Origin of the sequence: Streptomyces flaveolus, from assembly GCF_014648815.1 — a bacterium.
GTDB classification, from domain to species: domain Bacteria; phylum Actinomycetota; class Actinomycetes; order Streptomycetales; family Streptomycetaceae; genus Streptomyces; species Streptomyces flaveolus.
This window is the reverse complement of sequence record NZ_BMRV01000004.1, coordinates 15,748-28,130: the sequence shown is the minus strand read 5'-3', so window position 1 is coordinate 28,130 and position 12,383 is coordinate 15,748. Positions and strand designations below refer to the sequence as shown.

11 protein-coding genes are annotated in these 12,383 nt (G+C 74.5%); 4 read left to right on the top strand and 7 right to left on the bottom strand.

Going from position 1 to position 12,383, the window contains the following annotated elements; all coding sequences use genetic code 11:
- Positions 1–5: 5 nt before the first annotated feature.
- The 4 genes from cseB to IEZ05_RS11020 all read right to left on the bottom strand — a co-directional run bounded on the left by cseB (position 6) and on the right by IEZ05_RS11020 (position 3,319).
- Positions 6–710 carry a two-component system response regulator CseB gene (gene cseB, locus IEZ05_RS11035; RefSeq protein WP_189229884.1) on the bottom strand — a complete coding sequence of 235 codons (705 nt, stop codon included), beginning with the start codon at positions 708–710 and terminating at the stop codon, positions 6–8.
- 152 nt (positions 711–862) lie between these two features.
- Positions 863–1,528: a hypothetical protein gene (locus tag IEZ05_RS11030; RefSeq protein ID WP_189229883.1), complete on the bottom strand. Its 666-nt coding sequence runs from the start codon at positions 1,526–1,528 to the stop codon at positions 863–865.
- A complete protein-coding gene (locus IEZ05_RS11025) occupies positions 1,516–2,055 on the bottom strand; it encodes a SigE family RNA polymerase sigma factor (RefSeq protein ID WP_161166322.1) in 540 nt (179 codons plus the stop codon). The genes IEZ05_RS11030 and IEZ05_RS11025 overlap by 13 nt, the downstream gene beginning before the upstream one ends.
- Positions 2,056–2,362: 307 nt before the next feature.
- The gene (locus IEZ05_RS11020; protein WP_189229882.1) at positions 2,363–3,319 is read right to left on the bottom strand and encodes an A/G-specific adenine glycosylase; all 957 of its coding nucleotides are present in this window, start codon (positions 3,317–3,319) and stop codon (positions 2,363–2,365) included.
- Positions 3,320–3,437: 118 nt separating this feature from the next.
- Here IEZ05_RS11020 and IEZ05_RS11015 point away from each other — a divergent pair, with 118 nt between their 5' ends.
- Both IEZ05_RS11015 and IEZ05_RS11010 read left to right on the top strand, forming a co-directional pair.
- Positions 3,438–5,111: a sensor histidine kinase gene (locus IEZ05_RS11015; protein ID WP_189229881.1), complete on the top strand. Its 1,674-nt coding sequence runs from the start codon at positions 3,438–3,440 to the stop codon at positions 5,109–5,111.
- Positions 5,108–5,773: a response regulator transcription factor gene (locus tag IEZ05_RS11010; RefSeq protein ID WP_189229880.1), complete on the top strand. Its 666-nt coding sequence runs from the start codon at positions 5,108–5,110 to the stop codon at positions 5,771–5,773. Before IEZ05_RS11015 ends, IEZ05_RS11010 begins: the two co-directional genes overlap by 4 nt.
- Before the next feature lie 9 nt (positions 5,774–5,782).
- On the opposite strand, the gene IEZ05_RS11005 is transcribed toward IEZ05_RS11010, so the two are convergent.
- Positions 5,783–6,433, bottom strand: a complete 651-nt coding sequence (locus tag IEZ05_RS11005) for a phosphatase PAP2 family protein (RefSeq protein ID WP_189229879.1) — start codon at positions 6,431–6,433, stop codon at positions 5,783–5,785.
- A 175-nt stretch (positions 6,434–6,608) separates the two neighbouring features.
- On the opposite strand from IEZ05_RS11005, the gene IEZ05_RS11000 reads away from it, so the two are divergent.
- Positions 6,609–7,454 (top strand): hypothetical protein, encoded by an 846-nt coding sequence (locus IEZ05_RS11000; protein ID WP_189229878.1) that lies wholly within the window; start codon positions 6,609–6,611, stop codon positions 7,452–7,454.
- A gap of 9 nt (positions 7,455–7,463) precedes the next feature.
- Here IEZ05_RS11000 and disA read toward each other — a convergent pair whose 3' ends face one another.
- Both disA and radA read right to left on the bottom strand, forming a co-directional pair.
- On the bottom strand, positions 7,464–8,588 hold the full coding sequence (disA, locus tag IEZ05_RS10995) for a DNA integrity scanning diadenylate cyclase DisA (protein ID WP_189229877.1): 1,125 nt from the start codon (positions 8,586–8,588) through the stop codon (positions 7,464–7,466).
- Positions 8,589–8,669: 81 nt separating this feature from the next.
- Complete coding sequence (gene radA / locus IEZ05_RS10990; RefSeq protein ID WP_161166834.1) at positions 8,670–10,079, bottom strand: DNA repair protein RadA; 1,410 nt, start codon at positions 10,077–10,079, stop codon at positions 8,670–8,672.
- Positions 10,080–10,608: 529 nt separating this feature from the next.
- Between radA and IEZ05_RS10985 the strand changes: the two genes are divergently transcribed.
- Entirely contained in the window at positions 10,609–12,375 is a 1,767-nt protein-coding gene (locus IEZ05_RS10985; protein ID WP_189229876.1) for a BACON domain-containing protein, read from the top strand.
- The last annotated feature ends 8 nt before the right edge of the window (positions 12,376–12,383 follow it).

Below are 12,383 nucleotides of genomic sequence, written 5' to 3'. Positions count from 1 at the left end.
CCCGCTCAGGCCTTCAACTTGTAGCCGAAGCCGCGGACCGTCTCGATGCGGTCCTGGCCGATCTTCGTGCGCAGCCGCTGCACATGGACGTCGACGACGCGGGTGTCACCGCCCCAGCCGTAGTCCCAGACGCGCTCCAGGAGCTTGTCGCGCGAGAGCACCGTGCCCGGCGCGGAGGAGAACTCGAGCAGCAGCCGCATCTCGGTGGGGGTGAGCGCCACCGGGTGCCCGGCCCGCCGCACCTCCATGCCGTCGGTGTCGACCACCAGCTCGCCGAAGGTGAGCACGCCGCCCGTGTCCGCGCCGGCCCCCGCGTCGGTCCGGTCGCCGCCGGCGGCGTGACCGAAGCGGCGCAGCACCGCACGGATGCGGGCCACCAGGACGGCCCCGTCGAACGGCTTGGTGACGTAGTCGTCGGCGCCCGCCTCCAGACCCAGCACGACGTCGATGGAGTCCGCCCGCGCCGACAGCATGATCACGGGCACGGTGGACGCGTCCCGGATCCGGCGGCACAGGCTGACGCCGTCGAGGCCGGGGAGCATGACGTCGAGCAGCGCGATGTCCGGGCGGTCGGCGCGGAACGCCTCCAGGCCGGACAGCCCGTCGGGCATCGCGGTGACCGCGAAGCCGTCCCGCTCCAGGGCGAGCTGCGTGGCCTCGCGGATGACGTCGTCGTCCTCGACGAACAGGACGTGGGTCTGGTCTGCCATCCCGGTGCTCTCAGTCCTCGTGGTCATGGTCGGTTCGGGCGCGGTCACGGTCGCCGGACGCATGTGCGGTCACTAGGCAGACGCGGAGATCGCGCACCGCGTTCATTTCTCCATCGGTCCGAGCGGCCCGATCGGTTCACCCGCCGCGCGCGTCAGCTGTCCGGGGCGGGAGTCGGCGCGGCCCCGACGGCATTGCTGTAGTCGGTGTGCGTGCGGTAGGCCTCGGTGAAGCGGCCCGCGGACCAGCGGTACGTGATCACGTTCTCGCTGGACGGGCTCGACACCGGGTCGCCCTTCCCGTACACCTGCTTGCTCACCACCAGGTCGCCCCGGTCGATCTCCGCGTAGACCGGAGGCTCCTCGGCCTGGAACACATTCTGGTACCCGCCGTCCTTCTCCCGGTACACGTAACTCCCCACGCCCACCCCGTCACCGCAGGTCAGCACGTTGACGACGACGTCCTCGGCCGTGCCCGCGGTCAGCTCCCCGTACGACACGTCGACGGGGTACTCGTCGGCGACGCACGGCTTCAGCTCGCGCTTGACCTCCGCGGAGACCTTGGGGTCGGCCTTGACGAGCCGGACCGCGTCCACCCGGTCGGGGATCTTGGACGGGGAGACCACGGGCGTAGGGGAGGCGGAGGCGGCGCCGGCGGCCGCGTCCGCGTGGGCCGGCCCCTCGTCGCGCGCGCCGGTGCCGCCGGCGGCACAGCCGGAGAGGGAAACGCCGACGGCGACGAACACGGCCACCGCCGCACTCGTCGCCTGCACGCTCTTCCGGGTCTCCCCGGGTGTCCGACCGTCGGTCAGGCCGCGCAACGCTCCCGCTCCTCACGCTCCAGCGCCCGTGCGTCCAGATCGCGGGCGACCAGCTCCTCGCGGAGCCGGGCGAGCGCCCGGTGCAGCGTGCTCTTGACCGTTCCGGCCGACATGCCGAGGGCGGCGGCCGTCTCCTCCGTTGACATCTGCTCCCAGTGTCGCAGCACCACGACGCTGCGCTGCTTCGGGGCGAGCACCTTCATGACGTCCATCAGCAGGGCGCGGTCCGCGTGCTGCTCGGTGGAGTCGTCCACGCAGGACTCCGGGAGCTGCTCGGTCGGCACCTCCTCCAGCTTCCGCGCCCGCCACCACTCGGTGCGGGTGTTGATCATCACCCGGCGCAGATAGGCGTCCGCCAGCCGCTTGTCCTCGATGGTCTCCCAGCGGCCGTACGTCCGGGCCAGCGCGGTCTGGAGCAGGTCCTGGGCGTCGACGGGGTCGGGGACCAGGCGTCGGGCGCTGCGCAGCAGCGCGTCCTGCCGGGTGCGGACGTACTCCTCGAACTCGAGCACCTCGCCCTGCGCCATGGTCAACCGCCTTCCGATCCCCGTTTACCGGCGGCTGGTCACCCGCCGGTCCACTGCCTGTGGTTCCTCGTCGTCCCGTGTCCCCCGGGCACGGATACGAAGGTAGGGAAGCGTTGTCACGGCGCTGTGCGAAGCAGCCTGCGGCTAACCCTCGGCTGTCCGTCGGTTGTGTAACGAACCGCGGAACGGGGCGACGCAGTAGGCGACTTGAGTGCCTTAAAGGGTGATTTGTCCGGCGATGCCGCTGTGACGGAAGCCCGTGCGGACGGCGACCGCGGTGACCTGCCCGCTGTGACCCCGCTGTGCGTCAGCTCAGCGGCAGCCGGTACATCCCGTCCGCCAGCGGCTCCACCAGGCCGTCGGCGACCAGGCCGTCCAGGGCGCGGGCGCGCTGGACCGGCTCGTGCCACACCCGGTCCAGCGCCGCCTGCGGCACCGGCCCGTGCGCCTCGCGCAGCACCGCGAGCAGCCGGCCGCGCACCTGCCGGTCGGTGCCCGCGTACGTCTGCCCGCGGCGCGGCGGCCCGTCGTGCTCGGGCTTGCCGGCGAGCCGCCAGGCACACTGCGCGGCGATGGGGCAGCGGTGGCACGACTCGTTGCGCGCCGTGCACACCAGCGCGCCCAGTTCCATGGACGCGGCGGCCCAGCGAGCGGCCCTCGCCTCGTCCTCCGGCAGCAGCGCGCGCGCCAGCCTGCGCTCGGCGGCGGTGGTGGCGTTCGGCGGGTACTGCACGCCGGTGACCGCCCGGGCGAAGACCCTGCGGACGTTGGTGTCCAGCACGGCGTGCCGCTGGCCGTAGGCGAAGGAGGCGACCGCCGCGGCCGTGTACTCGCCGATGCCGGGCAGCGCCAGCAGCTGCGCGTGGTCCGCCGGTACGTCCCCGCCGTGCCGTTCCGTTATGGCGGCGGCGGCGCCGTGCAGGCGCAGGGCGCGGCGCGGGTAGCCGAGCCGGCCCCAGGCGCGGACGGCCTCGCCGGGGGCCTCCGCGGCGAGGTCCGCGGGGCGCGGCCAGCGGGCCATCCACTGCTCGTACACGGGCAGGACCCGGCTGACCGGCGTCTGCTGGAGCATGAACTCACTGACCATCACGCCCCACGCGCCGGCCTCCGGGCGCCGCCACGGCAGGTCGCGGGCGTGCTCGTCGAACCAGCCGATGACGGGGGAGTGCAGCGGTTCGCCGGACACGGCCGGGGCGGCGAGGGCCGGGGGGACGGCGGCGGGGTCGGTGGGGCCGTTGTGCGAGGGCTTCGTGGGCGCAGTCATGACCCTCCGATCCTGCCACGGGAGGAGGGCCCGACGGGCGCACCGCCACCGACGGCGGCCGCGGCACCTGACGATCGGCAGGGGCGCCGTCCCGACCGCCGCTTGTAGCGTCGGACGCATGGAACGCCCTCGCCGGTCCCCGCACCCCGAGCCCGACAGCCGCGCGACGGGCCCGGACAGCCGTACCGACACCGGCGACCGACCGCGCGACGGCGGCCGCTCACCGTCCGTGCGTGCGATCGGCAGAGGTGCCCTGCTCTGGGCGGTCCTCGCCGCCCCGGCGGTCACGGCGGACCGGCTCGGGCTGAACGAGCCGCGTCCCCTGTGGCAGCAGGTGGCCGGACTGGTCGTGCTCGCCGCGGCCGCCGTGGCCGCCCGCCGCCGTCCCCTCGCCGCGTTCGCCCTGGCCGCGGGCCTGGGCCTGACCGCCGCGCCCGCCCTCTTCAGCGTCTCCTACGGCCCCGCGCTCGGCGTCTTCGCCCTGCTCCTCGGTCTGCGCGCGGCCCGGGCACGCCCCGCGGTGGCCGCCTTCGCCGCGGTGGGCGCCGCCGGGACGGCGCGGATCGCGCTGACCGGCGCGGACCCGGCCCCGGAGTGGCTGGTCATGACCGGCACGCTGCTCTTCGGCTGCGTCTTCCCCTGGCTCGGCGGACGCTACTGGCGGCAGAGCCGCGCGCTCGCCGAGGCCGGATGGCTCAGGGCGGCCCGGCTGGAGGACGAGCAGCGGCACGCCGAGGAGCGGGCCCGGCTGCGGGAGCGGGCCAGGATCGCCCAGGACATGCACGACTCCCTCGGCCACGAACTGAGCCTGATCGCCCTGCGCGCCGGCGCCCTCCAGGTCGCCCCCGGGCTCGCCGCCGACCACCGTGCCGCCGCGGCCGACCTGCGGCTGGCCGCCGCCGACGCCACGGACCGGCTGCACCGGATCATCGGCGTACTGCGCGAGGCCGACGAGCCGGCCCCGCTGGCCCCGGCGGGCGAGAGCGTCGAGGACCTCGTCGCCCGGGCCGCCGAGTCGGGGCTCGCGGTCCGCTGGGAGCCGTCGGACGCCGTACCGGTCCCGGACCCCGCCGGGATGGCCGGGCGGCTGCTGCACCGCGTGGTGCGCGAGGCGCTGACCAACGCGGCCCGGCACGCCCCGGGCGCCCCCGTCGTCGTCGCGGTCACCGGGCAGGCCCGCGGTACGACGGTCACCGTCACCAACGGCCCGGCCACCGAGGCGGCCTCGCCCTCGACGGGCGGTTCCGGCCTGCTCGGGCTGCGCGCCGCCGTGACCTCGGTCGGCGGCGACCTCGACGCGGGCCCGCACGGGGAGGGGTTCCGGGTCCGGGCGTACGTCCCCGCGCAGGACACCGCCGCCCCGCCCGTCCCCCGCGTGCCCGCCACGCCCGCCTTCGCCCGGGCCCGCCGCCGCGTCGCCCTCGGTCTGGGCGCCGCCGCCGGTGCCGGGGTCGTCCTAGTCGGCGCGGCCTTCGGCTGGTACGCGTACACGGAGACGCACTCGGTGCTCAGCCCCGGCGCGTACGCCGGGTTGTCCCTGGGGACGCCGCTCGCGGAGGTCGCGGACGTACTGCCGGACCGCGCGGTGCACGACCCGCCGTCCGACCGGGCGCCCGCGCCGCCCGAGGACGCCGACTGCCGCTACTACCGGGCGAGCGGCGAACTTCTGGTGTCCGTCGACCACTTCCGGCTCTGCTTCGACGACGAGGGCCTCCTCGTCGCCAAGGACGTCGTCCCCCGCGTCGGGCTGTCCGGCGAGGGACGTGAGGAATACGAGGAGTTCGTACGGTGATCCGGGTCCTGCTGGCCGACGACGAGGCGATGGTGCGGGCCGGGGTGCGCGCGATCCTGGCGAGCGGCGGCGAGAGCGAGGTCGTCGCGGAAGCCGGTGACGGCCGGGAAGCGGTCGAACTGGCCCGGGCCCACCGCCCCGACGTCGCCCTGCTGGACATCCGCATGCCCCGCCTGGACGGCCTCGCGGCGGCCGAGGAGATCGTGCGCACCGTCCCGGGTACCGCGGTCGCCATGCTGACCACCTTCTCCGAACAGGCCTACGTGGCCCGCGCGCTGGCCGCCGGCGCCACCGGCTTCCTGCTCAAGTCCGGTGACCCGTACGAACTGATGGCGGGCGTGCGGGCCGTGGCGGAAGGCGCCGCCTTCCTGTCGCCGAAGGTGGCCCGGTACGTCATCGAGGACCTCGGCAGGGGCGGCGGCCGGCTCGCCCGGGAGGAACACGCACGCGCGCGCGTGGCGCGGCTGAGCCCGCGCGAACGCGAGGTGCTCGGTCTCGTGGGCGCCGGCCTGTCCAACCCGGAGATCGCCGCCCGGCTGCACCTCGTCGAGGGCACGGTGAAGGCGTACGTGAGCGCGGTCCTGGACCGGCTGGAGGTGCGCAACCGGGTGCGGGCGGCGATCGTGGCGTACGAGGCGGGACTCGTCGCACCGGACGCGTGAGGTGAGATCTCACCGCCGCCGGTGCGTGGCGACGTACGCCGCCGCGGGCGCGGTGTCCGTCCCCGGCCCGGCGAGCCACCGGGCCGCGGGCGCCGACGAGGCGCGCAGGGCGTCGGCCAGCCGGGTCGCCGGGCGCCTGCCCAGCCGTACGGCGACGACGGCGACGACGGCGCCCAACAGCAGCCCGGCGGCGACGTCGTGCGGATAGTGGACGCCGACGAAGACCCGGGAGAAGGCCATCAGGAGGGCGAGGGGCGCCGTCAGCAGGACGAGCACGCGCCGGACGAGGGCCAGGGCGACGGCCGCGGCGCCCGCGATGGTGGCGTGATTGCTGGGGAAGGACCAGTCGCCGCTCGCCGGGCACTCGGCCAGCGACGCGACGGCCCCGGTGACCGCCCGGCACGGACGCTCCTCGGTGATGCCGGACTTGAGCAGCTCACTGCACACGTACGCCACAGCCGTGGCCACGGGTGCAAGGACCGCGATCGCGAACGCCCGCGAGCTGCCGCCGCGCGCCCTCCACCAGGCGGTGACGAACAGCACGGCGAACAGCAGGAGTCCGGCTTCCGTCCACACCTCCGCCGTGTGCTGGACCCACGGCGGGGTGTCGTGGGCGAAGCCGGTGATGTCACGGTAGAGCGCGTCGTCCTCGAAGGTCATACTCACGGACCGTAGGCGATCGAGCAGAACGGTCACACCCTGCGATCGACACGGGGGGCACCTGACGATCGGCAGGGGTGCCGGGGACGTCTCCGGAATGATGATCCGGAAAAGTTGCGGGCTCAAGCGGCGGGTGGGACAAGGGAACGCGCCGATCTCTCGTACAGTTTGCGCCGTGGGATCTCTGCGCAATCCGGTCGGGCCGCTTCCCTCCTCCATCTACTGGCGACGGAGGGCCGTACTGCTGTCCGTGTTCGCCCTGTTGGCGCTGCTGATCACGTGGATCGTGGTCGCCGGTGGCGGGGGCGGCGGAAACGGCCACGAGGACGGCGCCGACGGCAAGCATCCCGCGCCGTCGATCACCCCCGGCCCCTCGGGTTCCGGGCCGGCGATCAGTCAGGCGCCGGGCGGCCGGGACGAGTCCGGTGGCGGTGACTCCAGCGGCTCCGGATCGGGTTCCGGCGAGGACGACGGTTCCGGTGACGGGTCCGACGACGGGTCCGGGGGCGGTTCCGGTGAGGCCGGCGGGGACGGTTCCGGCGGGTCGGGCGGTTCGGGTTCCGGTGGTCCGGCGACCGGGGTCGGTGCGGGCGACGCGCTGCCGGCGGGGTCGAGCCTGCCCGACTGCACGGCGAACGCGGTCAAGCTGAGCGTGCGCAGCGTCCGCAACTCCTACTCGCCCGGGCAGACGCCCACCTTCGAAGTGACCGCCCGGAACACCTCCGGCAGCGACTGCAAGATCGACCTCGGCCCGAAGCATGCCGTGCTGACGATCACTCCGGCGAGCGGTGACGACGCGTACTGGTCCTCCGACGACTGCCCCAAGGGCTCGGGGAGCCTCACGTTCCGGGTGGCCGCCGACAGCGGCATCACCTCCACCGTGAAGTGGGACCGCAAGCCGAGCGCCCCCGAGTGCGGGACGCCCCCGGCGGGTTCGGCCGGGGCGGGGACGTACCTGGTGGAGGCGAAGGCCGCCGGGTTCGGCAAGGTGCAGACGTCGTTCGTGCTGGAGAACGACTGACGCGGACGGTCAGACGTACCGCTCCAGGATCGACGACTCGGCCAGGCGCGACAGGCCCTCCCGCACACTGCGTGCCCGGGCCTCGCCGACACCGTCGACGGTCTGCAGGTCGTCCACGCTGGCGGCGAGCAGCTTCTGCAGTCCGCCGAAGTGCTCCACCAGCCGGTCGATGATCGCGCCGGGCAGCCGCGGCACCTTCGCCAGCAGCCGGAAGCCGCGCGGCGACACCGCCGAGTCCAGCGTCTCCGGAGACCCGGTGTAGCCCAACGCACGGGCCACCGTGGACAGTTCGAGCAGCTCGGCGTGGCTCAGCTTGTCCAGCTCGATGAGCGCCTCGTCGACCGTGCGGGAGCGCTTGGCGGTCGGCTCGGGCACGTAGTCGCGCACGACCAGTTCACGCTCGGGCTCCACTCCGGCGATCAACTCGTCCAGCTGGAGCGCCAGCAGACGCCCGTCCGTGCCCAGCTCCACCACGTACTCGGCGATCTCGGTCGCGATGCGGCGCACCATCTCCAGCCGCTGGGACACCGCCGAGACGTCCCGGACGGTGACCAGGTCCTCGATCTCCAGCGCCGACAGCGTGCCCGCGACCTCGTCGAGGCGCAGCTTGTACCGCTCCAGCGTGGCCAGTGCCTGATTGGCCCGCGACAGGATCGCGGCGGAATCCTCCAGAACCCGCCGCTGCCCGTCCACGTACAAGGCGATCAGCCGCATGGACTGCGAGACGGAGACGACGGGGAAGCCGACCTGCTTGCTGACCCGGTCCGCCGTACGGTGCCGGGTGCCCGTCTCCTCCGTGGGGATCGTCGGATCCGGAAGGAGCTGCACGCCCGCCCGCAGGATCTTCGACAGATCCGAGGACAGCACGATGCCGCCGTCGAGCTTGCACAGCTCGCGCAGCCGGGTCGCGGTGAACTCGACGTCCAGCACGAAGCCGCCGGTGCACATCGACTCGACGGTCTTGTCGGAGCCGAGCACGATCAGGCCGCCGGTGTTGCCGCGAAGGACCCGCTCGAGGCCGTCACGCAGAGGCGTGCCGGGCGCCACGGCGCTCAGTGAGGCGCGCATCAGGCCATCGGCACCGGCACTCCCACCGGACTTTCCGGGAGCTGCTGCCCGGTCGTTGGCTGCCACTGCACTCCTCCGGTCGCAGGTTCTTCTGGCGCTGCCGTGTCGCACACTCGGACGTACGGACGGGCGAGACCAGGGCAAAGTCTACCGGCGGTCCTCCTCCTCCCGTGGGGCCTCTCGCCGACGGGAGCGCGGAAGGACCCGCAGGGCGTCCCCCATGTCCGCGACTTCCAGGACCTTCATGCCGTCAGGGACCCTGCCTGGATCGGTCGGTACCAGGGCATGCGTGAATCCCAGCCGGTGCGCCTCGGCGAGCCTGCGCTGCACGCCCGTGACCCGTCTCACCTCGCCGGCGAGGCCCACTTCGCCGATCGCGACGAGGTTCTTGGGGAGCGGGGTGTCGCTGGCGGCCGACGCGAGGGCGAGCGCGATGGCGAGGTCGGCGGCCGGCTCGGAGAGCTTCACCCCGCCGACCGTCGCACTGTAGATGTCCCTTTTGCCCAGCGCGCTGATCCGGCCCCGCTGTTCCAGCACGGCCAGCATCATCGACACCCGGGACGTCTCCAGACCGGACGTGGTGCGCCGCGGCGAGGGGATCTGCGAGTCGACGGTGAGCGCCTGCACCTCGGCCACCAGTGGCCGGCGCCCCTCCAGGGTGACGGTCAGACAGGTACCCGGCACCGGCTCGGCCCGCCGCGTGAGGAACAGCCCGCTGGGATCGGCAAGCCCCGTGATCCCTTCGTCGTGCAGCTCGAAGCAGCCGACCTCGTCCGTCGTCCCGTACCGGTTCTTGACGCCCCGCACCAGCCTCAGCCGCGCGTGCCGGTCGCCCTCGAAGTGCAGAACGACGTCCACGAGGTGTTCCAGCAGCCGGGGTCCGGCGATGGCGCCGTCCTTGGTGACGTGGCCCACCAGCAGCGTGGACATGCCGCGCTCCTTGGAGGCGCGGATGAGCGCGCCCGCCACCTCCCGCACCTGCGCCATGCCACCGGGGGCGCCGTCGATCTCGGGGGAGGCAACCGTCTGCACGGAGTCGAGGATCAACAGCGACGGCTTGACCGCGTCCAGGTGCCCCAGCACCGCCGCGAGGTCGGTCTCGGCGGTGAGGTACAGATGGTCGTCGATGGCCTTGATGCGGTCGGCACGCAGCCGCACCTGGCTCGCCGACTCCTCACCCGTGACGTACAGGGTCTTGTGCTCCTCGCTGGCCGACTTGGCCGCGACGTCGAGCAGCAGCGTGGACTTGCCGACGCCGGGCTCGCCCGCGACGAGCACCACGGCCCCGGGCACCAGTCCGCCGCCGAGCACCCGGTCCAGCTCGGGCACGCCGGTCGGGCGGGCGGTCGCCTGACGGCCGTCGACCTGGCCGATGGGCAGCGCGGAGGTGGTGACGCGCCCCGGCGTCGTCGTACGGACCGCGGGCGCGCCGTACTCCTCGACCGTCCCCCAGGCCTGGCACTCGGGGCAGCGGCCGAGCCACTTGGCCGTCTGCCAGCCGCACTCGGTGCAGCGGTAGGACGGCCGGTCCTTGGTGGTCTTCGTACGGGCAGCCATGCACGAACGGTAACCGCCCCCACTGACAATGCGGCGCGGCCCGGTGTTCCCAGTACAGCGGCCGGGTGTGACGGGGGTCGCACCCGGCGTGGGTGCGGGCGCGGCGGGATGGGGCGACGGCGGTCAGTCGCGTACGGCGAGAAGGGGACGTGTCGGGGGGTGTCCGCCCGCAGCGGTTGGCGCGTCCGCGCCGAGTACTTCTGTGGCCGACCGATTCCGCGCCGTTCCGAGGACGGACACCCCCCGGCGCGGCCCCGACCCACAAGACCACGCACCGCGCTACCCGCACCCCCACCGAACCCGCACAGGCCGCCGCAGGCACCCCGCCCCACCGCCGGAGGCACCCGCAGGCACCCGGCCCCACCGCCGGAGGCACCCGCAGGCCCCCCCGAACGGGCCACCCCCACCCTGCCCCGGCCACCGAACAACAGGCTCCTGTCCCCTTATGAGGGATCGTTTCACCCGTACGGATTAAAAGTGTCCAACGCGCCAGTTCGCGCCACCCATGGCCGCCTACGGTCGCCGGGTGATGAGGAGCAGTCCGGAGACCACGACCCGCACGACCGGCACCCACCGGGCACACCGGGAGCACCGGGAAGCGCGTGACCGCGCGGCGGCGCGCACGCTGGCGCAGCGGCCGCCCACGCGCTACGAGGCGTACCTGGACGGCCTGTTCACCTACTGCCTGTCCGTCCTGTGCGACCACGACACCGCGACCGCCGCCCTCGGCGACGTCCTCGCGCTCGCCGAGCGCCGCGACCGCCGCGACCACCGCGGCAACCGCGGCCCCGAGCAGGCGGACCGCAGGGCCTGGCTGTACGCGCTGGCCCGCTGGGCCTGCCTGCGCAAGCTGGCCGAGGCCAAGCAGAAACGTCCGGGCAGCCACGCGGCGGGCCGCCCCGCGGCGGACCGCACGGCCCCCGACCGCCGGCGCCCGGCGCAGCCGCCCGCGCCCCCGCAGCCGTCCGGCGAGGAGCAGGAGCGCCGCCGCCGCGAACTGTCCCTGCTGGCCTGGCCGGAGGCCGCCGGCACCACCCCGGAGCAGCGCGAGGCACTCGAACTCGCCGTGCGCCACCACCTCGCCGCCCCCGAGGTCGCCGCCGTGCTCGGCCTGGACCTCGCCGCCACCCGGGAACTGCTCGCCGCGGCCGCCTGCGAGGTCGAACGCACCCGCGCGGCCCTCGCGGTCGTCGAGACCGGTGCCTGTCAGGGCGTGTCCCGCCTCACCGGCGAGAACCGTTTCGTGCTCAGCGCCGCCCTGCGCCGCGAACTGGTCCGGCACGTCGACGACTGCCCGCGCTGCCGCCGCGCGGCCGAGCGCGCGATTCCCGGCCGCTGGCCCGGCACCACCGTCACCCCCGCCGAACTCCCGGTCCTGGAGGCCCCGCGCGCGGCGCTGCACGTCGCCATGGCGCACGGCCCGCGCCCGCGGGGGGCGGCACCCCGTTTCGACCGGCGCGGCTTCCCGATGGACCCCAAGGACCGCGCGGCCCGCCGGGACCGCCTGCGCGCCCGTGCCGTCACGACCACGGTCGTCGCCACGGTCGTCGCGGCTCCCGTGCTGGCCCTGTGGGCGGCCTACCGCGGCACGCCGGTCGGCGAGGGCGAGGACGGCCGCTCGTCCAGCGCCAGCGAGGCGCAGGGCCCGGACGCCCCGAACGGCGAGTCCGCGGACGGCTACGGCTACGAGAACGCCGGCAACGCGAGCAGCACACCCGGCACCCGCTTCGGCAAGGACGGCCAGGCCGACGTCTCCGTCGAGGTCGTCAGCGTCTCCGGCGCGGGCGCGCGGGGCGCCGGCCGCCTCGACGTGATGGCGGGGAACCACGGCGACACCACGCTGGTCACACTGGCCGCGACCGGCGACGCACCGGTGCGCTGGTCCGCCTCCACCAGCGCCCCCTGGCTCTACCTGAGTCAGTCGTCGGGAACGCTCCGCCCCGGCGAGGTGCTGACGATCAAGGTGTACGTCGACCATCTGCGCGAGCCGTCCGGCCCCTGGAGCGCCAAGGTGGCCGTCTCGCCCGCGGGCGCCGTCGTCTCCATCCACGGCTACGGCACCGCGCCCAGCCCGCCCCGCCCGGACCCGCGCCCCAGCACGCCCGACGACCGACCGTCCCCGTCCGACCCGGACCCGTCGCCGTCGACCCCGGCACCGCCCGACCCCACGCCGACCGTCGACCCGACGCCCACGTCACCCGGCCCGGACCCGACGCCCACCGAACCGGCCCCGACCGGCGGCACGGGCGGCTCGACACCCCCGCCCGACGGCGGCGCAAGCCCGGCCGCGTCCTGACAGCCGCC